The organism is Paenibacillus sp. SRL342 (assembly GCF_984798905.1).
The window spans coordinates 2,231,078-2,250,374 of the sequence record NZ_OZ481790.1 but is presented as its reverse complement, the minus strand read 5'-3'; the positions used below and the strand labels follow the sequence as shown (position 1 = coordinate 2,250,374).

Here is a 19,297-nt window from a genome sequence, read left to right as displayed (position 1 = left end):
ATGTCCTTTTTTCTCAACTTCAAACACCCTATCGTAGCATTAAACAACAAATATTCCATCCATACGAATGCAAAAATGAAGGAGAGATCCACCTTGAAAACAACTAATCTGTGCTTTATCGGTGCCGGGTTTCATGCATCCACGAATATTTACCCTTCTGTTGTTGAAGCCGGAGCGCGGATCCAGGCCATTGCCACACGCAGTATGGAACGCTCTGAAGCAGCTCTGCTGCGATTTGGCAGCAACGGACAAGCGTATGACAATGCTCAGCTTATGTTGCAGCAGGAAATCTGTGACGGAGTCGTTGTGGTCGCCCAGCCTGTAGATCAGACCGCTCTTGTTCTCGAATGCATTCGGGCTGGCAAGAATGTATACGTGGATAAGCCGCTCGGATGGAACGCAGCGGAAGCAGCCACTGTATCAGAAGCTGCCGAGCAGGCTGGCGTCGTTGTCATGGTCGGTTTTATGAAACGTTATGCCCCCATATACATGAAGTTGAAGGAGCTCATTGATAGTGGTTCGTTAGGTAAGGTACGTTCATTTCAGATGAAATTCGCTGTAGACAGTACCCCATTTTGCAAGGATGAGGAACAGTTCATGAAGCTCGCTGCCATTCATATGGTCGATCTGATGCGTTACTTATTCGGAGAAGTAATGCGAGTTACAGGCACAACCGTGAAGGATGGGGAACACATTAATCAAAGCATTTCCCTTGTATTTGAAAATAACGTCGTAGGTAGCGCTTATTTTACCGGCATGAGTGCTTGGTCACGGGAGAGTGAAAGTGTACTCGTCACCTTTGACAACGGATTTGCGTCAGCTGAAGAGATCAACACACTTACTGTTCATCAATCCCGGAGCTCGACCAGCCTTCCCTGGAAATCTCTCGAGGAGCAAGATACTGTATATACACCTTCCGCAACTCCCATGTCAGGAGCTTATCGCGACCTTTATCTACGCGGGTTTGTTGGTGAAATGGCGCACTTTATCGCGTGTTGCCAGAATCAGACTGTCCCACATTCCAGCGCCAAGGATAATATTGCAACGATGGCTCTATGTGACTCCATTCTATCGTCACTGAAGTAGCGTATTTACGCTCATCATATTTTATACATCCAGAGAAGAGCCTGAAACCGGGGCTCTTTTTTATATTATAGACATCAGCACATCTGCCTTCGCCTAGAGTTAGGGTTTATAATCTGCATCATAAGTGATATGCTCTTTCATGAACTATACGTACGTTATGTAATATAACCACCCAAATAGATACTATAGAAAATCACCGTAAAGTGGAGGTGTACTTATAATGAAAAAGGACGCAACCAAGCTATGTCCCGCGCCATACGGCTGTTCCGTGGAAGTTACCCTTAGTGTGATCGGAGGCAAATGGAAAGGTGCCATTTTGTATCATTTATTCTCCGGTCCTTTGAGATTTAACGAGATCCGAAAATTGTTTCCTGACATTACCCAGCGTATGCTCACCCTGCAACTTCGAGAGTTGGAAGGCAGCGGAATTGTTCATCGTGAAATATATCCCCAGATCCCACCTAAAGTGGAGTATTCCCTCACACCATTTGGTGAGACGTTACGCCCGATTATCTTCAGCATGCGAGATTGGGGAGAAACCTATACAAATGAGGTTCTGGCCAGATCCTCACAAGAGGTATAGAAAACAAAAGAAGCTGTCCCTTATTCTTAGGGAACAGCTTCTTTGCTTGCTTATTTAATAACCGTCTGGATCGTAACCGTTCGGTTACGCCCTTCTTCCTTGGCTTGATACAATGCATTATCCGCCAAGTGAAACAGTTCTGTGGATGTTGTGGAGTGCTTCGGATATTCAGCAATTCCAGCCGAGATGGTGACGGAACGATCTATAGGCAATACGCTTTCTTCGACCGTTATTCGGATACGTTCAGCAATCTCAAAAGCCACGCTAGACTCGGAATTTCTTAACAAGACTACAAATTCCTCTCCACCAAACCGGGCACAGACATCTTCTGGTCGAACAGACAATTGAATGATATTTGCAATGTGTTTCAATACTTCATCCCCAGCATGATGCCCGAATGTATCATTAATGGACTTGAAACGGTCGATATCCAGAACAATAATGGAGAACGGCATATCATCCTGAATCCATTCCTGAATGACTTCTTCGAAGGTTCTGCGATTGTTCATGCCTGTTAAAACATCGGTTCTGGCATCGTAGACAAGCTGGTTTGTCTGTTTTCTAAAGTTCGCCAATGCGCCAACAACTGCTCTCGTTAGAAGGTCTGCCTCTCTATTCCAGTGAGGTTTTATCACCGGTAGATCCACTTGTCCCTTATCGACCTGATTCACCAAATCAGCAAGCATAGCAAAAGGACTGGCCAGCTTGCGTGCAACCCGAACCACAATAAGGGTCAGGATCAGGAAAGGCACTGAAGTGTACAGCAACAACATACGGATATGATGATTCAACTGATCGTACACCGTTTGGGTTGGAGACACGATTACGACGCCCCAACCTGTTGATGGAACTTTGTAATAACCTGCAAGTGAATCCACACCTGCCAAGTTTTTGTATTGTTCTTTACCGTTCTCGTTTGCTAACAGCTTTTGCACCACTTCATTTTTACTGACATTTTCACCAATTCGGTTGGTGTTTGGGTGAAATAACAAAGTGCCCTTCTTATCCACAATAAAAAAGTAGGAACCATTACTTGTCTTGAGCTGACTGCCAAAAGACAGACTTAATATATTATTTTCCTGTAAAAAGATATTTCCACCAATCGTTCCTTGGTACTCCCCTGCCAAATCAAAGATCGGTTCACTGACAAATACAATTCTGCGTTTGGTTCTGGGTGTCTGGTATGCTTCGGAGATATACGAAGCCCTCAAACTAACCGCTTCTTTTGCTGCATTGGAACTAACATGGTGACCTACGCTAGCCTGTGAGTAAGGTGAGGTAGACCTGACTACTCCCGCTTTATCTACCAAAGAAACGGAATTGAAAAAATTACTGCTATTGCGAACCAAATCCAATGTGGAATTCAACTCTTTTGTATTGGAGTGATCCATATCCGGGAAATATTGGGCTGCATATTTCAAGCTCTCCTGCATGGAATCAAAAAGCGAATCCAGCGTTTGGCTCATTTGCACAGCGCTTGCATAGTTTAAGGACAGGGTGTTATCAATGAGTGACTGTTTCTGAGATGTATAAGATGAGATGACCATGAGGGTCAATGTCATTATAACTGAAATAGTGACCAACCCGCCGAGTAAAGCCGTGAGGCTGATCTTCTTCATGTTTTTTATTTTTTTTCGTAATCTAGATCTCTTGATCTGTGCAATCATCGTTTACTTCCCCCGGATTTTCATGAAAAGGCATATTCCTTCTATCTTATACGAAAGTTGTTAAGATCAAATAAAGAGTTTGAGAAATCTTAACAATTACATCGTAAGATTGACGATTTAATGACATTTTACTTTCCCTGGAAGAATCACTGTTCAGGATCGCCCTAATCGACAATGATATATCCTTCTTCTGGTTCTTGTTCAACAAACCCTGCCATCTGACGAACCTGAAATTCGATCGGGTGATGACTACCCATTAAAATGCGATTTTGAACTTCATCCGCTGTTTCTGCAGGTAATGCAAATGCACGTGTATAGGCAAACTGCGCCTGAAGTGTCGTATAGATCGCATTGACAAGCCGATCGTTGCCCGCACGCCCGAACACATTAAGGATGACAGCTCCGTCCGAGTCCAGCTTGTCCTTGACCATGGCAAAAAAATCATTGGATATAAACTGCTCGGGTGTACCCGTTGCCGTAAAGGCATCAATAATAATATAATCATATGTCGCAGCAGGTTCCTGGCCTAATAATTCACGACCATCCCCAATGAGCACAGGACTTCCCTCATATCCAAAAAAGGTCTGGCTCAACTCCACGACCTCTGCGTCCAGCTCAGCCACCTTTACCTCACGATCGGACAAGTAGGTTGGCAACGTGCCAATACCATGTCCTACCACAAACACTTTATCAAATGCAGGGTCATTTCGTTCCATTAGATGCACGATCGCTCGGGGATACTCCAACACCATCCGCTTAGGCTCATCCAGATCCATGGCTCCCTGCACAGCTGCGTTGGAGAATTCTAATACACGAAACTGGCCCTTCTCTCCATAAAGCTTCTTGGTATCATATACCGTCAGCTCATGCTGTTCACTTTTATTCCGATACAGAACTCTCACGAACCGTTCTCCCTTCGATCTCTTACACCTATTCGACATATACCTTCATTCTATTACACGGGATGACAACATTCCACCCTATACTTGAAAGATCATAGTACAACAAAAAAACCGTTCCGACTCAACCGGAAACGGCCTTTTGATGAACCATTTAACACTTCTAAGACCCTATGGCCTCATGCAGAGCCTGGACATATGCTACGCCCAGATTAGAGAGAGAAGTACTCTTGTGGCTTATCCACCCTACATTAATGGATTCCTCACATTCCAGCGGTACAGGAATAATCTCGTTTCCGTTCAGATCAGCGCTAAGTACACCCGTAGAGATCGTATAACCATTCAGACCAATCAACAGGTTAAACAATGTTGCGCGGTCATTAACCTGTATGCTTTTGGGGTGAGATAACGTACTCAGGATCTCTTCGGAAAAATGAAAGGAATTGTACTCTCCCTGATCAAATGACAAGTACGGATAATCCTGCAGTTGCTCGATTGCAACCGACTCCTGCTTCGCCAGCGGGTTCTTCACACTGATAAAGATATGGGGCTTCGCTGTAAACAAACTCGTGAAGACCAGACCGGCATCTTTTAACAATTTGTTAATCACCTTGGCATTGAACTCATTCAAATACAGGATGCCAATTTCACTACGCAGGCTTTTCACATCCTGAATAATCTCGTAGGTCTTGGTCTCCCGAAGCGCCAACTCGTATTCATCCTGACCATACTGCTGTACCAGGCGAACAAAGGCATTCACCGCAAACGCATAATGCTGCGTCGATACGGAGAAGTGCTGCGGGGATGGCTTGGCGTTCAGATAACGATTCTCCAGCAATTCAGCTTGTTCTACCACCTGACGTGCATAACTCAGAAACTCAACGCCTTCTTTAGACAGAGATATTCCCTTATTGGTGCGTTCAAAAATAGTAATTCGTAACTCCTGCTCCAGATCCCGAATGGCATTCGAAAGGCTGGGTTGAGAGATAAACAACCTTTTGGCTGCTTCATTCATGGAACCGCGCGTGGCAACTTCGATCACATATTTTAGTTGTTGTAATGTCACTGCACTATTCCTCTTTTCGTATCAATTGAATCTATTATATACCAAAAGAGGATCAGACCTTAAGCCATGCTTGCTGTCGGTCTGACTACAATCTCATTTACGTCCACCTCTGCCGGCTGGCTAATGGCAAACAAGATACTTTGCGCAATCGCCGAGGCGGGAATGGATATGCGCCGATACTCTTTCATGAGATCACGTGCTTCTTCATCAGATATCGTATCCGCGAGTTCCGATTCCGTCACGCCCGGTGATACAAGGGTTACACGGATATCTCCGCCTACTTCCTGTCGCAATCCCTCCGAGATGGCGCGGACCGCGTATTTGGTTGCACAATACACCGCGGCCGTTGGTGACACGGCATAGGCTCCAATAGAGGCGATATTAATAAACTGGCCGAAACCCTGCTTTTTCATGACGGGGAGTCCAGCCGCAATGCCATGCAGAACACCACGAATGTTAACATCTATCATGCGATTCCACTCATCTACTTTTAACGATTCAAGGGGAGATAGCGGCATTACTCCAGCGTTATTTAAAATGACATCGACACGTCCATAGCGAGTTAGAGCGAGGTCAACGATGGTTTGCATCTCTTCCAATCTGGTAACATCCAGCGAATGATACTCCACTGATCCGCCCTCCAAACGAATGGAGGAGGCCAATGTCTCCAAACGGTCCACACGCCTAGCTCCAATAACTAAATGCGCTCCATGCTGTGCAAGCAATCGAGCTGTTGACTCACCAATTCCACTACTCGCACCGGTAATGACAACAACTTTCCCTTTTACATTGGACATATTATATCGCTCCTTATTTGATTGTTATTGTACATTTTCTCTATACAACACCATGCCTGCATGATACAAAACGCCGTTCCTGAAGTCTCCATCCGCTGTAAATCCCGTATCATCCACGTATTCTATATGTTTCCCATGAACAACATAGCGACCCTGATATGCACTTTGCCGATCTCCTCTTGCTTCATCATATCTACCGCAAGGAAGAAGTTCGTGTCTGATATATCCATCCTTCGTGACCCACATCCCCACATACGGGTGTTTGGGTTCTTGTTGGTCGCCCATTGAATTGCGCTCCATTGTTTCTCACTCCTCTCTGCTTCAAAAGATTCCGTTGCTTATCTCCATTATGTAGAGGATCAGTCATTGTACGATAGAAAAATCCCGCAGTATTCTTGCCTATTCCTCCAGCGCGTTATAAAATAATAGTAATAGTGGTTTACAAGGGGGCTGCAATCCATGCTTATCAAAACCAATGAAGCGGATACGGGCATCACGGAGCAGCAGCAACAATTGGCTCAACTTATTGAGCATTTCACCCCAAGTGACGGGATACATCCAACAGCAATTCCATCACTTGCCTTAATCCGTGCCTCCGAGATCTCACAACCCATATATTCCGTTCATCAGCCTGCCCTCTGCATTGTCGCCCAAGGTTCCAAATTAGTTATACTCGGCCGCGAGAGCTACACCTACGACCTGTCACAATATTTGGTAGCTTCCGTAAACTTGCCTATTTCAGGGCAGGTTGTAAAGGCTACAACCGAATATCCCTATCTATGTATTCGACTGGATTTTGATTCAGGGCAGATTTTCGATCTGATTCAGGATACGCCTTCTGCACAACCCAAACCTGACCATTCAACACGAAGAGGATTGTTTGTTAGCTCAACCAAACCTTCCCTTCTTGAAGCCGTGATCCGATTGGTTCGGCTGCTGGACACACCTGAAGACATCCCCGTCCTTGCCCCTATGTTTATCCGTGAAATTCTATATCGTATTATTCAGGATGAACATGGACATTCCATCAAGCAGTTTGCTATTCAGGACAGTCATGCACAGCACATCGCCGAGGTGATCGAAGTCATTCAATCCGATTACGCTAAGCCACTTCGGATTGAACAACTTGCTGCCATGATCAACATGAGTTCTTCCTCATTACATCATCATTTCAAAGCCATTACCGCCATGAGCCCTTTGCAATTCCAGAAACAAATTCGATTGCACGAAGCCCGGCGAATGCTGCTTGCAGGTTCAACCGATGCCGCCGACGCTGCGTTCCAGGTTGGCTATGAAAGTCCGTCTCAATTCAGCCGGGAGTATGCCCGCATGTATGGTCTCCCTCCCAAAAGCGATATCAAACGACTTCGTCATACACTCGATATTAAATACTAGAAACAGCAAAAAGACCCGCGTCATCATGACGTGGGTTTTCGGATTCAAATGGCAGCAACGCCATCAAGAGAATATGTTCTGTTTTTCAAAAACAGACATCTGGTTCTCCCCGGTAATAGGACATTCATCAGGATACATACTTCGTTTCTCCAACTTCTCATCGATAAAATCAACGACTTGCTGTAGCGAAGCAATCTGTGCTTCAACTTTCTTCCGGTGATTCACCAGCATCTCCCGTTCATCCGGAAAATCGGCGAGATCGGAATCCATGGACATCTGTAAATAAGGCTTCATTTCCTCCAGAGACATTCCTGTTTTTTTCAGGCAAGTGATCAACTTCATCGTATGGATATCCTCCGAGCGATATACCCGATGGCGATTGGCCTTGCGTTCAGCTCGGGGAAGCAGCCCAATCTTCTCATAATAACGAATTGTATCTTCCGATAATCCGGCCTGTTCTGACGTTTCTTTAATGGAGAATACTTCATTCTCGCTCATCATATGGGCCTCCTCCACATTCATTTCTCTCCATATTACAACTTGGAGCTGACTCCAAGTCAAGCATGATCCGTTCCATCATAACACCCCTTGACTTGGAGTCGACTCCAAGTTATAGAATGAGCGCAGCATACAGATTCATTCTGTAATCCCATTCTTCTGGAGGTATATATGAATATACAAAATCAGCTTCGCACCGCTCTCATCACAGGGTCAACGTCAGGAATTGGTCTTGAACTGACACGCAAGTTACTGGCTGAAGGGTGGCAGGTAATCGGTCTCAACCGTTCTGCTTTCCCATCTGAGGATACCGATATTCAGAACGCCTTACGTTCAGGCCAGCTCCGCCCCGTTCAGGCTAATCTGACCAACTACGACAGTCTGAGAACTGCACTGGATCAGATCCAATCCGATACCGATTCGATCGATGTCTTGTTTAACAATGCGGGTGGCAGCGCTTCGGAGCTTCGTTTCTCTGATCAGGGGCATGAACTGCACTTTGAACTTCAGACGGTAGTCCCTTACATCATCTACATGGAATTCGTTGAGCTATTACTCAAAGGACAGTTGAAAACAGTCGTCAATACTTCCACCACCGCGTTCAGTATGGTCAAACAATTTGATCTGAACATCCTGGAACGTCCAGCTGAATTCAAAAAGCTGTTTGGCCCCTATGCCATTTCAAAGCTCGGTTTATCCCTATGGACACGCGAGGTTGCCAAATCTGCCAATGCGGGTGGCATACAACTACTAAGCGTAGATCCCGGTGGAAATAATACGCTAAGGGGCAACAAAACATCCGGATTACCTTTCTATATCAAACCTATCATGAAATGGTTCTTCCCTCATCCAAGCCATGGCGCTTCGTTGCTCTACAATGCGGCCTTATCCCCAACCGAACAAGAATCCGGTGCGTTCCTGGTGAAAAATAAAGCGACAGCACTTCGTTTCACAGAGCAGGGCCCTGCCGTTCTCCACAGAGTAAACGAGATTTATGAACAGCGTTTCCGTACACTATAGTCAGGAATACAGATGTGACCGCATGCAGTCACGTCTTTTTTTGTCGTTTGTCCCTCATATTATCCAAGCCATGATTCATAGGTGTAAACATCACGATACCATGTCGCGTGTGACATGGTACTGAATCTGGAGGGATCACTTCATGACCAAAGGACAGCAACCAAATGAAAAACCATTTATCATCCCGCAACCCATTCGCAGTGATGGCGCAGGAGGACCTGATCTGGGACCGAGAGACGTCATGAGAGATATACAAAACCCTGATATGCTGGTACCTCCGGCAACCGATAACGGGTTATTGCCCAATCTGAAAATGTCTTTTTCCGATACCCATATGCAATTGAACCATGGGGGTTGGTCACGTGAAATTACCGTCCGGGATCTCCCTATTGCCACTACACTGGCTGGTGTGAACATGAGTCTGACACCGGGAGGTGTACGGGAATTGCACTGGCATCAACAATCCGAGTGGGCCTATATGATCTGGGGAACGGCAAGAATCACTTCGGTAGATCAGAACGGACGTAATTTTATTGCGGATGTCGGCCCCGGCGATCTCTGGTTTTTCCCCAAAGGTCTACCCCATTCCATTCAGGGACTGGAGGATGGTTGCGAATTTCTGCTTGTATTTGATGACGGGTCCTTCTCCGATCTGAATACGTTATCCATATCGGATTGGTTTGCCCATACCCCGCCAGAGGTATTGTCTGTCAATTTCGGCGTGCCCGAATCCGCTTTTCAGTCAATGCCGAAGGAACAAGTCTACATTTTCCAAGATACCGTCCCGGGTTCCATCGAGAGCCAGGAAGTTCAGTCGCCATATGGCACCGTTCCTCTCACATTCAAACACCGATTGCTGGCCCAGGAACCACTCATTACCCCCGGCGGAAGCGTGAGGATTGTCGACTCGACCAACTTCCCCATCTCAACTACCGTTGCAGCCGCACTCGTTGAGATCCGACCTGGCGCCATGCGTGAACTGCACTGGCATCCCAATGCAGATGAATGGCAATACTATCTGACAGGACAAGGGAGAATGACTGTTTTTGGAGGCAATGGCATTGCTCGCACGTTTGACTATCGGGCTGGAGATGTCGGATATGTTCCTGTCGCCATGGGACACTATATACAGAATACTGGCACAGACACTTTATGGTTTTTGGAGATATTCCGAAGTGATCGATTCGAGGATGTATCGCTGAATCAGTGGATGGCGTTAACCCCGCGGGATCTGGTCCGTGACAATCTTAATGCGCCGCCTGAGTTGCTTGATGCGTTGCGTAAAGTAAAATGGCCTGTCGTTTAATTTAGTATGTATATCTATCATTTGTGCTGAAATGGGGTAATTGTGAGAGAATCCTACTATACAAGGAGGAATATGATAGATGAGAGCCGTTACGTTTCAGGGAATCAAGGACATTCAAGTCAAAGAGGTTGAAGATCCCAAACTGCAACAGAAGGATGACATTATCGTTCGTATTACTTCCACAGCTATATGTGGATCCGATTTGCATATTTACCAGGGAGCCTTGCCTGCTGCAAAAGATTACGTTATCGGTCATGAACCGATGGGCATAGTAGAAGAAGTAGGTCCGGAAGTGACACGTGTGAAGAAGGGGGACCGTGTGGTCCTGCCTTTTAACATCGCTTGTGGTGAGTGCTTCTATTGCAATCATGACATGGAGAGCCAGTGCGATAATTCCAATGGCAATCCGGATATTCATACAGGGGGTTATTTCGGGTTCACCGAACGCTACGGAAATCACCCCGGAGGTCAGGCAGAATTATTGCGTGTTCCCTACGGGAACTTCACTCCGTTTGTGATTCCGGAATCCTGTGAACTGGAAGATGAAGCCCTATTGTTCCTGTCCGATGTTCTTCCAACCGCATACTGGAGCGTCGAGAATGCCGGAGTTAAACCGGGAGATACAGTCACTGTACTCGGTAGTGGACCCATTGGGCTGATGACGCAGAAGTTCGCCTGGATGAAAGGTGCCAAACGCGTTATTGCTGTGGATCGCCTGCCCTATCGACTGGAGAAAGCCAAACGTTTGAACGATGCAGAGATCTTTAATTTCGAAGATTACGATGATATGGGTGAGCACATTCGCGAGATTACACAAGGCGGAACCGACGTTGTTATCGACTGTGTAGGTATGGATGGTAAAAAGAACATGCTGGAAGAAATCGGGCAGAAGCTGAAACTTCATGGCGGTTCACTGAGTGCGATTGAAATCGGAATGAAAGCGATCCGCAAATTCGGTACACTCCAACTTACGGGTGTATATGGCTCTTCCTACAACATGTTTCCTTTAGGCAATTTGTTTGAACGCAATATTAATCTTAAAATGGGACAAGCTCCTGTTATACATTACATGCCTGAATTGTTCCGCAAAATCACTGCTGGTGAATTTGATCCAACCGAGATTATCTCCCATCGGATTTCACTGGAGAATGCAAGCGATGCGTATCGCATTTTCAACGATCATGAAGACGAATGTACCAAAGTTATACTAAAACCCTGAACCGTCGCTTTGATTATAAATATGCAAAATAAAACAAGCAGATCTACCTGTTCAAGGTACTCTGCTTGTTTTATTTGATCGACATTCATGCTGTTACCGTTGCATAAACTGCTCAGCTAAATGGTCCTTTACCTAATCAGAGATGAGTCGGTTTAATCGCTTGGATATACACACTTTCTCCTTCGAAGCTGTCGAGCTTCCCGTTCGTTGTTACTTCAAAATTAAAAAATTTTCTGATAATGGACGGTGCACTCAACATACTTGCTTCAAGTTCCCTTCTCTCCCGTTCCGGCAGCGCTGCACGGTTACACCACTCTTCAAACTTAAAGCGCTTCTGGAAGGAAACCATCGTTTCCATTCGGAAGCCGGCATACTCCAGCATATGAATCCATTCCGTCTTGCGCCATGCTCGAACGTGGCTTGCATCCCGGCACTTCTCCACTTCATTGTAAAACTGGTCATTCTCATCACGTTCAGGTGCCACGTTGTCAATGAATAACAACCTTCCACCGGGCTTCATAACTCGTAATGCCTCATGAACAAACGAAGAAACGTCCGGAAAATGGTGGGCAGCAATGCGGCAGGTCACTAGGTCAAAGACATCATCATCGAATGGCAGCTTCTCTGCGTCCCCGGCTACAAAATCTACATTACCGTGTCCATTCCCCTGGATAAACGCTTCAGCTACCTGAAGCATTTCTTCCGTTAGATCGAGGGCTGTCACCCGCTGAACAAGTGGAGCCAATGCATTCGCGACATGCCCTCCTCCAGTGGCGATATCCAGCACGTGCATATCCGGAGTGGCTTGAGATGAAGCCACGAGCAACGCGAGATCCTCACCTTTGGCATGCCCCGAACTCGTCACGTATTTACCTGCATTTTTCGCAAACTGCTTCTGCACCTGACTTTTGATTACATCAGACATTCCAATTCCTCCTGCATAAGTTTCATCAGACGAAACATAGTTTCAAAATATAATTATATTTAGTTTACCACACATGAATGTAAAAGCTAAATAAGCATTTTACACATATCCGGAAGCATCTTTCCACTACCTGACGAAAAAACTGAAATAAAAAACATCCCCCAAGTGAATTTCACCCAGGAGATGTTACTTATATTTGTTACTTCACAAGCGTTGGTGACTTCTTCCACAGCCCCAGAATCAGACCGGAGATCACAGAACCAATTGCAACAGCGAGCAGGAACAATAATGCGTGGTTCGCCAGCGCTGCAACAAAGATCCCGCCGTGCGGAGCTGGTACATTAATGCTCCACAGTTGTGTCAATCCGCCAGCAACAGCGGAACCCAGAATACAAGAAGTCAATACACGTAATGGATCAGCCGCAGCAAATGGAATTGCACCTTCTGTAATGAAAGAGAATCCAAGTACGTAGTTAGTCAGGCCTGATTTGCGTTCTTGCTCTGTAAATTTGGATTTGAAGAATGTTGTTGCAAGTGCAATCGCCAGAGGAGGCACCATACCACCTGCCATAACCGCTGCCATCCATGCACCGTCTGTGTTACCACTGGATGTGAATACCCCAATAGCGAATGTGTAAGCCGCTTTGTTGAACGGTCCACCCATATCGATGGACATCATACCGCCAAGCAGCAAGCCCAACAATACCGCATTACCTGTACCCAAGTTACCAAGTGCATCTACCAGCCAGGTGTTCAGGGAACCAAAGATTGGATCAAAGACATAGAAACTGATGGCACCCACGATCAGCAAACCAAATACCGGATACAGCAAGATTGGTTTCAAGCCATCAATCGCTTTAGGCAATCCTTTGAGCAACTTACGGAGACCAACAACGACATAACCCGCCAGGAAACCGGCAGCCAAACCACCAAGGAAACCGGCGTTTGAGTTAACCGCCATCAATCCACCGACCATACCAGGCATCAGGGCCGGGCGATCACCAATACTCATCGCGATAAATCCGGCAAGTACCGGAATCAGGAAGTGGAACGCACCTGTTCCGCCACCGATCGTTTGAAGCAGTTGCACAATCGGATTCTCAGGGCTAGCAAGCTGTTCGAACAAGAAGGAGATTGCTAGCAGGATACCGCCACCTACAACGAATGGCAGCATATGCGAGATACCATTCATCAGATCTTTATAGATTTTGCTACCTACACTAATCTTACCAGTGCTTGCGCCATCTTCTTTGGCATTTCCACCTTGGCTACGATAGATCGGTGCATCACCGTTAACGGCCTTGCGAATCAACTCTTCGGATTTACGGATTCCATCACTCACCGGTCTTTGCAATACCGGTTTGCCATCGAAACGTGCCATCTCCACATTTTTGTCTGCGGCAACGATAACCCCTTTAGCACGAGCGATCTCATCAGCAGTGAGAACATTCTGCGCTCCTTCAGAGCCGTTTGTCTCTACGCGAATATTAATACCCATTTCCTGAGCTTTCTTTTTAAGTGCATCTTCAGCCATAAACGTATGCGCTATACCGGTTGGACAGGCTGTAACCGCAACAACAAAATCTTCCGAATTGGCATTACCTACAATCACCCCAGAGGTGTTTTGTTGCTGACCAGTAGTAGAAGTGGATGCGACATTTGCTGCTTTTTCAGCTTTTGCTTTTTCTTTGGCTGCTTCCTTCTCCGCTGCTTCTGCCTGTTTGGCATCAAACAATGCACTAACTTCGGCAGGTGTATCTGTACTCATCAATTGTGAGATGAAATCGCTATCAATCAACAACCTGGAAAGAGCTGCAAGCGTACGCAGATGGGTATTACCTGCGCCTTCTGGAGCCGCAATCATGAAGAACACATGAGCTGGCTGATCATCCAACGCTTCAAAATCAAGTCCTTTTCTACTCTTGGCAAATACAACTGTTGGTTCGTTCACTGCTGTTGTCTTGGCATGTGGCATCGCAATTCCGCCACCGATCCCCGTGCTGGATTCAGCTTCTCTTTTATAGATCATTTCCTTGAACAGGACCGGATCATTAATTCGTCCGCTTCGGTTCAGGCTTGCAATTAGTTCATCAATAGCCTCATCTTTGGTTGTGGCTTGCAGGTCCATGATCATCGTTTCCTGGATCATCAAGTCTGTTATTCTCATCTTGGTACACTCCCTTAAGTTCAGTCGGCCTGCCTAGGCAGGCCTCACTACATTACAATTACAATGAAAAGCTTTTATATGTCTTTTAAATTAGATTGTCGAAATGGTTACTTGATTGCGTAGTTCCTCAATCAATTCACGTGTTGCCAGATCATCCGAGAACGCAGTCGCGCTTCCAGATGCAACCCCTGTGCGGAAAGCTTCCAGCAAATCTCCGCTCTGTACATAGGTACCTACGAATCCGCCAATCATGGAGTCACCGGCACCAACCGAGTTTTTCACAGTGCCTTTTGGCACATTCGCATGATGAACCTCCGCTTTGGTAATGAATAGTGCACCCTCGCCTGCCATGGAGATCAATACATGTTTAGCACCGGCTTCCAGCAACTTACGCCCGTATAACACCAGTTCCTCGCGAGTATCAATCGTTACACCGAACAGTTCAGCCAGTTCATGATGATTTGGCTTCACCAGCAATGGTGCATGTTCAAGAGCTTCCATTAACGCAGGGCCAGTTGTATCAATCACAAATTCGGCACCCGTTTGCTTGCATACTTTAATGAGACGATCATAGAAATCCGATCCAAGTGAAGGCGGCACACTTCCGGAGAGAATGACAATATCTCCTTTTTCCAATGAAGACAATCTGTGAAGCAACTGCTCGGCCTCTTCGGCACTTATTGCAGGTCCAAGACCATTAATCTCTGTCTCTTCTCCATGCTTCAGCTTGATGTTAATGCGAGTATCGTCTGCAATCGTAACAAAGTCTGTCCGAATGTTATCTTCTTGCAACTTGTCATTAATGAAACGTCCAGTAAATCCACCAAGGAAACCAATGGCCGTGTTATCTGCTCCAAGTTGATTCAGTATGCGAGAGACATTAATGCCTTTGCCACCAGGGAGCTTCAAATCCCGATTCATTCGATTCAATCCGCCAAGTTTCAGCTCATCCACTTCCACGATGTAATCAATGGACGGGTTAAGTGTTATCGTATATATCATCGTTATCCCTCAATTATTTTAGTTTTCTGGGCGATTCCAGGCCGCCAGTGTTCTGGCATCTGCTCAGTAATCAAATCGGCCTCCTCCAAATCGAACAATTTGGCAAAAGTAATTTCCCCTATTTTGCTGGAATCAGCCAGCACATAAGATTTTCCCGATAATTGATGTGCACGCCTTTTAATCAAGGCTTCCTCCGGATCCGGTGTTGTATACCCCATTTCGGGATCAACTCCGTTGCTTCCAAGAAAACATTTATCAAAACGGAAATTATCCATGTTCTGTAATGCGATACTGCCAATGACTGCTTTTGTATGAATTTTCATCATACCTCCGAGCAAATAACTGCGAATACGTTTGCTTACCAAAGCTTCAACATGTGAAAGTCCGTTAGTAACAACCGTTACGTCTTTAGCTTCAATAAAAGGAATCATGGCTAACGTTGTCGTCCCTGCATCCAGATAGATGCATTCGCCATTTTCGATCTCCTGTGCAGCCAAACGGGCAATCGTCGTTTTTTGTTGAATGTTTTTGAATGTTTTTTCTTCCATGCCCGGTTCCAGCGTTTTTTCATTCACCAGTGCGGCACCGCCGTGGATGCGTTTGAGCATCTGACGACTCTCCAGATCGATCAAGTCACGCCTAATCGTTGATTCAGAAGCACCCAACACATCAACTAGTTCTTGCAATTTCACAATTCCCTGTAAATGTAAGCGCTCTATAATTGCAGCATATCGTTCTTCAGTCAGCATCTTCATTCCTCCAACTGCTTCTATAGTATCATAATCCACTCAAAAAACAACCACTTTCATTCAAAATAATTTAAAAACCTTCAAAATCCGCATCTTTTGACTTATTTTCTTGTCCAATTGTCCCTTTTTCTCTTCATGTTTTTAAAGTTGAAATTCCGTGCCCTTCGTGTCTTCATTAAAAATCCTGCAGCTTCCAGCACTTGATGCGCGGCGTTGCAGGATTTTGTTTATCATGGGAACTTTATGACGTTTATGACTCTACAACCATTGCATCCGGTTTAGGTTTAAGCCATTTACCTTCTTCATTAATAAAAGCCCCCTTGAAGCGGCCCATTTCCAATTGTTCTATCAACCGCTCCTCATTCATGACCAGAATCTCAGCCAATTGCCCCGAGGTGTAATAATGAGCGGGATTGTAATCGAGCAGCACAGGAACAGACGTATCATATAGTTCTTTGATCAGATTCTCAAAGGAATGCCGACCCAGGTTCTCCATGTCTCTATAAAACTGCAAATGTTGGGACACCATATTACGGAAAGATTTATTCTCCAGATGCATCCACAACGTATTGCAGGCCTGAACACTCATATGATTTTGTTCCACATCGTAAAATTGAACTTCTTCAATCTTCATGTATTTCTCTTGAAATGCTACGATCTTAATCAAAGGTACATTTCGTTTACGCGACGCTTTCTTCAAATGGGCTCTAAATTGTTCATAGTTCATTTCATTCATCTATTATCCCTGCCTTTAACATGTTCCAACCGACATTTTACAACAAATTAAAGGCAAGTGTAACCTTCATCATATGAAAAACAAAAAAACGTGCAGCATCAGATCCCACACGTTCACAATATTATAGAGTGCAATTACTCAGCAAGGGCACCACTTTTCACCCATGTAGCCGTAAATTCCTGTTCTTCATACGCATAGAATTGCTCCAAAATAATCTCCCGATCATCGAGGAACAACTGATCCGCTATAGCAGAGACCAGTTTCGGCACTGCACTCTTGGTCCCCGATATTGCCGATGCCGACAGACCACAGCTGGCAAGTGCAGAGTAGTTGAATACAAATAGTCCGTGCAACGCTTTCTCACCCTGTTCACTTCTGCTTGTCATTGCAAACCCGGAACTCAGGTATGGATGTGCGTCCAGCAACGCATTGCGATGCCCTGGTGGAGCCTGGTAACAATCCTCCCAACGCGCGATGTATGGCTCCACAAGCTTCAGTTCAGGACGGAGTGCCGGATCACTGAGAAGACCTGTGCTAATAATCAGAAAATCAAACTCATATGCTCCCTGTGCGGTATGCACAATCGCGCCTTGGTCTGTTGCTTCTACACTCAGCCAAGGCGAATTCAAATGCAGTTCGAATCCAGGCCAAGCTGCTGCACGATTAAACGTATCGTTGGTTGGCGGTTGATTGAATTTGAAGAAATGAGAGATCACTTCATATTTATCAGCAACCGGAAGAGCGTGGTATCGCTCAATCATACCGGATTGTTCCATCTGACGAATGGGATTAACACTTGGCAGTTGTTCCCGTCGTACAAATACATGAGCTTCCGCCACACCGGTGGCAAGGGCATAACTCGCATTATCGAATGCAGAAGCGCCGCCCCCAAGCACAGCCACCCTTTTACCTTTTAACTGATCAAAATCAATCGCTTCCGACGTATGGGCATACCGATCCCGAGGTAATCTATCCGCAATCATGGATGGCACATGCCACTCTCCACCACCTTGTATTCCCGTAGCAAACACTACTTTGCGAGCAAGGATAACATCCCTCTGAGTTCCTGCCTTGTTCACATGAAGTCGATGTATACCGTCCTCTATTGGCTCAACCAGCGTCAATTTCACCTCATTAAGCACAGGTAGATTCAGCACTTTCCGATACCAGCGTAAATAATTCATCCAGTCTCCGCGCGGGATCTTATCTACCTCTTCCCAACCTTCGGGCCCAACCTGTGCTTCCCACCATGAGCGAAAGGTTAACGAGGGGATACCCAGATCGATGGAAGTCAGATGCTTAGGTGTGCGCAAAGTTACCATACGCGCATAAGTCTCCCAAGGTCCTTCAAGCCCCGATGCATTCTCGTCAATGACAACAATATTGGAGATCCGTTCACGAAGAAGTCCAAATGCCGCCCCTAATCCACTCTGGCCTCCGCCCACAATGACGACATCATAGACATGACCATCCGCATGTTCTCTTGGACGCACCCAATTCGCGCCACCAAATGACAAATAAGCCAGATCATTCTTCACACGTTCATTCAAAGCCTCCAGACTCATGATTCATCAACCCTTTCGAGATACATATATGAACTAGTCTTTCTTTGATTATTTGATGTAAGTTTGTTGTTAGTTATATTGAGAGTAATTGTGCTTTTTGTTTGTTTTTCTGAATATATTAGCGTTATTATATGAGTTATCCGGGATGAATTGAAGTTGGCGGCAGCTTTATTGTCATCAACACTAAAAATATCTAACATGCTTGTTAATTCGCACGAACCCTAACTGGATTATTGATGCAGTTTCTGTTGAATGAATGATTTGCAGAAAAAAAAGACAGACCAAGATGTAACCTTGGTCTGTCTTTTTAAAGGAATGCTATTGGCCGGCTTGTTCACGGCGCTGCAATTTTTCATTGGTTAATTTCTCAGGGGTCACATCATGCCCCAGTGGGTCCACAACGGATACTGCCAGCATGGTTGTCAGCACCTGACCTCGAATAGCCTGCAAATATTGTTTTCTAAGCTCGTGCTGCTCGCTTTGTTCAGCTTTTGTCAAACCGACGCTGCTACGTTGTTTTCGACTTAATTCGTTAATGCGTCCCAAAATAGGAATCATGTAATCCACCTCACTTGTTAGTCCAATTTCCAAAAGATATTTCGAATATCTTCAAACTA

The 19,297-nt window shown here is 45.6% G+C and carries 19 protein-coding genes; 6 read left to right on the top strand and 13 right to left on the bottom strand.

What is annotated here, in order from left to right; all coding sequences use genetic code 11:
• The first annotated feature begins 93 nt into the window (after positions 1 to 93).
• Both AC4E8D_RS10380 and AC4E8D_RS10375 read left to right on the top strand, forming a co-directional pair.
• Positions 94 to 1,086, top strand: a complete 993-nt coding sequence (locus AC4E8D_RS10380) for a Gfo/Idh/MocA family protein (RefSeq protein ID WP_490206206.1) — start codon at positions 94 to 96, stop codon at positions 1,084 to 1,086.
• A gap of 220 nt (positions 1,087 to 1,306) precedes the next feature.
• The gene (locus tag AC4E8D_RS10375) at positions 1,307 to 1,669 is read left to right on the top strand and encodes a winged helix-turn-helix transcriptional regulator (protein WP_017689435.1); all 363 of its coding nucleotides are present in this window, start codon (positions 1,307 to 1,309) and stop codon (positions 1,667 to 1,669) included.
• A 50-nt stretch (positions 1,670 to 1,719) separates the two neighbouring features.
• On the opposite strand, the gene AC4E8D_RS10370 is transcribed toward AC4E8D_RS10375, so the two are convergent.
• The 5 genes from AC4E8D_RS10370 to AC4E8D_RS10350 all read right to left on the bottom strand — a co-directional run bounded on the left by AC4E8D_RS10370 (position 1,720) and on the right by AC4E8D_RS10350 (position 6,398).
• Positions 1,720 to 3,288, bottom strand: coding sequence for a sensor domain-containing diguanylate cyclase (locus AC4E8D_RS10370; RefSeq protein WP_490206205.1), 1,569 nt, complete (start codon positions 3,286 to 3,288; stop codon positions 1,720 to 1,722).
• Between the two features lie 212 nt (positions 3,289 to 3,500).
• Positions 3,501 to 4,238 (bottom strand): spermidine synthase, encoded by a 738-nt coding sequence (locus AC4E8D_RS10365; protein ID WP_490206204.1) that lies wholly within the window; start codon positions 4,236 to 4,238, stop codon positions 3,501 to 3,503.
• 160 nt (positions 4,239 to 4,398) lie between these two features.
• On the bottom strand, positions 4,399 to 5,301 hold the full coding sequence (locus tag AC4E8D_RS10360; RefSeq protein ID WP_076209057.1) for a LysR family transcriptional regulator: 903 nt from the start codon (positions 5,299 to 5,301) through the stop codon (positions 4,399 to 4,401).
• Between the two features lie 59 nt (positions 5,302 to 5,360).
• Complete coding sequence (locus AC4E8D_RS10355; RefSeq protein ID WP_490206203.1) at positions 5,361 to 6,098, bottom strand: SDR family oxidoreductase; 738 nt, start codon at positions 6,096 to 6,098, stop codon at positions 5,361 to 5,363.
• A gap of 24 nt (positions 6,099 to 6,122) precedes the next feature.
• A complete protein-coding gene (locus tag AC4E8D_RS10350) occupies positions 6,123 to 6,398 on the bottom strand; it encodes an Atu4866 domain-containing protein (protein WP_237176094.1) in 276 nt (91 codons plus the stop codon).
• A gap of 159 nt (positions 6,399 to 6,557) precedes the next feature.
• On the opposite strand from AC4E8D_RS10350, the gene AC4E8D_RS10345 reads away from it, so the two are divergent.
• Entirely contained in the window at positions 6,558 to 7,493 is a 936-nt protein-coding gene (locus tag AC4E8D_RS10345; RefSeq protein ID WP_237176095.1) for an AraC family transcriptional regulator, read from the top strand.
• A gap of 63 nt (positions 7,494 to 7,556) precedes the next feature.
• On the opposite strand, the gene AC4E8D_RS10340 is transcribed toward AC4E8D_RS10345, so the two are convergent.
• Entirely contained in the window at positions 7,557 to 7,994 is a 438-nt protein-coding gene (locus AC4E8D_RS10340) for a MerR family transcriptional regulator (RefSeq protein ID WP_124113904.1), read from the bottom strand.
• Positions 7,995 to 8,162: 168 nt separating this feature from the next.
• On the opposite strand from AC4E8D_RS10340, the gene AC4E8D_RS10335 reads away from it, so the two are divergent.
• The 3 genes from AC4E8D_RS10335 to AC4E8D_RS10325 all read left to right on the top strand — a co-directional run bounded on the left by AC4E8D_RS10335 (position 8,163) and on the right by AC4E8D_RS10325 (position 11,536).
• Positions 8,163 to 9,011 (top strand): SDR family NAD(P)-dependent oxidoreductase, encoded by an 849-nt coding sequence (locus tag AC4E8D_RS10335; protein WP_237176096.1) that lies wholly within the window; start codon positions 8,163 to 8,165, stop codon positions 9,009 to 9,011.
• 142 nt (positions 9,012 to 9,153) lie between these two features.
• Complete coding sequence (locus AC4E8D_RS10330; RefSeq protein ID WP_237176097.1) at positions 9,154 to 10,317, top strand: oxalate decarboxylase family bicupin; 1,164 nt, start codon at positions 9,154 to 9,156, stop codon at positions 10,315 to 10,317.
• Positions 10,318 to 10,396: 79 nt separating this feature from the next.
• Positions 10,397 to 11,536, top strand: a complete 1,140-nt coding sequence (locus tag AC4E8D_RS10325; protein WP_074094414.1) for a zinc-dependent alcohol dehydrogenase — start codon at positions 10,397 to 10,399, stop codon at positions 11,534 to 11,536.
• A 136-nt stretch (positions 11,537 to 11,672) separates the two neighbouring features.
• Here the strand turns inward: AC4E8D_RS10325 and AC4E8D_RS10320 are convergent, their stop codons facing one another.
• From AC4E8D_RS10320 to AC4E8D_RS10290, 7 genes are all read right to left on the bottom strand, one after another.
• Positions 11,673 to 12,461 (bottom strand): class I SAM-dependent methyltransferase, encoded by a 789-nt coding sequence (locus AC4E8D_RS10320; protein ID WP_237176098.1) that lies wholly within the window; start codon positions 12,459 to 12,461, stop codon positions 11,673 to 11,675.
• A gap of 199 nt (positions 12,462 to 12,660) precedes the next feature.
• On the bottom strand, positions 12,661 to 14,628 hold the full coding sequence (locus AC4E8D_RS10315; RefSeq protein WP_237176099.1) for a PTS fructose transporter subunit IIABC: 1,968 nt from the start codon (positions 14,626 to 14,628) through the stop codon (positions 12,661 to 12,663).
• 90 nt (positions 14,629 to 14,718) lie between these two features.
• Positions 14,719 to 15,630 (bottom strand): 1-phosphofructokinase, encoded by a 912-nt coding sequence (pfkB, locus tag AC4E8D_RS10310; RefSeq protein WP_490206202.1) that lies wholly within the window; start codon positions 15,628 to 15,630, stop codon positions 14,719 to 14,721.
• Positions 15,631 to 15,632: 2 nt separating this feature from the next.
• The gene (locus AC4E8D_RS10305; RefSeq protein WP_017689448.1) at positions 15,633 to 16,379 is read right to left on the bottom strand and encodes a DeoR/GlpR family DNA-binding transcription regulator; all 747 of its coding nucleotides are present in this window, start codon (positions 16,377 to 16,379) and stop codon (positions 15,633 to 15,635) included.
• A 250-nt stretch (positions 16,380 to 16,629) separates the two neighbouring features.
• Positions 16,630 to 17,115, bottom strand: a complete 486-nt coding sequence (locus tag AC4E8D_RS10300; protein WP_237176101.1) for a hypothetical protein — start codon at positions 17,113 to 17,115, stop codon at positions 16,630 to 16,632.
• A 134-nt stretch (positions 17,116 to 17,249) separates the two neighbouring features.
• A complete protein-coding gene (locus AC4E8D_RS10295; RefSeq protein ID WP_237176102.1) occupies positions 17,250 to 18,680 on the bottom strand; it encodes an NAD(P)-binding domain-containing protein in 1,431 nt (476 codons plus the stop codon).
• Positions 18,681 to 18,998: 318 nt separating this feature from the next.
• Positions 18,999 to 19,238 (bottom strand): DUF896 domain-containing protein, encoded by a 240-nt coding sequence (locus AC4E8D_RS10290; RefSeq protein WP_036670038.1) that lies wholly within the window; start codon positions 19,236 to 19,238, stop codon positions 18,999 to 19,001.
• Between the last annotated feature and the right edge of the window lie 59 nt (positions 19,239 to 19,297).

Bases quoted from the DNA above. Each gene is read 5' to 3' on its own strand.
- AC4E8D_RS10375 (WP_017689435.1), top strand. From the start codon at position 1,307: ATGAAAAAGGACGCAACCAAGCTATGTCCCGCGCCATACGGCTGTTCC.
- AC4E8D_RS10370 (WP_490206205.1), bottom strand. From the start codon at position 3,288: ATGAAGAAGATCAGCCTCACGGCTTTACTCGGCGGGTTGGTCACTATT.
- AC4E8D_RS10355 (WP_490206203.1), bottom strand. From the start codon at position 6,098: ATGTCCAATGTAAAAGGGAAAGTTGTTGTCATTACCGGTGCGAGTAGT.
- AC4E8D_RS10350 (WP_237176094.1), bottom strand. From the start codon at position 6,398: ATGGAGCGCAATTCAATGGGCGACCAACAAGAACCCAAACACCCGTAT.
- AC4E8D_RS10345 (WP_237176095.1), top strand. From the start codon at position 6,558: ATGCTTATCAAAACCAATGAAGCGGATACGGGCATCACGGAGCAGCAG.
- AC4E8D_RS10340 (WP_124113904.1), bottom strand. From the start codon at position 7,994: ATGATGAGCGAGAATGAAGTATTCTCCATTAAAGAAACGTCAGAACAG.
- AC4E8D_RS10335 (WP_237176096.1), top strand. From the start codon at position 8,163: ATGAATATACAAAATCAGCTTCGCACCGCTCTCATCACAGGGTCAACG.
- AC4E8D_RS10330 (WP_237176097.1), top strand. From the start codon at position 9,154: ATGACCAAAGGACAGCAACCAAATGAAAAACCATTTATCATCCCGCAA.
- AC4E8D_RS10325 (WP_074094414.1), top strand. From the start codon at position 10,397: ATGAGAGCCGTTACGTTTCAGGGAATCAAGGACATTCAAGTCAAAGAG.
- AC4E8D_RS10320 (WP_237176098.1), bottom strand. From the start codon at position 12,461: ATGTCTGATGTAATCAAAAGTCAGGTGCAGAAGCAGTTTGCGAAAAAT.
- AC4E8D_RS10315 (WP_237176099.1), bottom strand. From the start codon at position 14,628: ATGAGAATAACAGACTTGATGATCCAGGAAACGATGATCATGGACCTG.
- pfkB (WP_490206202.1), bottom strand. From the start codon at position 15,630: ATGATATATACGATAACACTTAACCCGTCCATTGATTACATCGTGGAA.
- AC4E8D_RS10305 (WP_017689448.1), bottom strand. From the start codon at position 16,379: ATGCTGACTGAAGAACGATATGCTGCAATTATAGAGCGCTTACATTTA.
- AC4E8D_RS10300 (WP_237176101.1), bottom strand. From the start codon at position 17,115: ATGAATGAAATGAACTATGAACAATTTAGAGCCCATTTGAAGAAAGCG.
- AC4E8D_RS10295 (WP_237176102.1), bottom strand. From the start codon at position 18,680: ATGAGTCTGGAGGCTTTGAATGAACGTGTGAAGAATGATCTGGCTTAT.
- AC4E8D_RS10290 (WP_036670038.1), bottom strand. From the start codon at position 19,238: ATGATTCCTATTTTGGGACGCATTAACGAATTAAGTCGAAAACAACGT.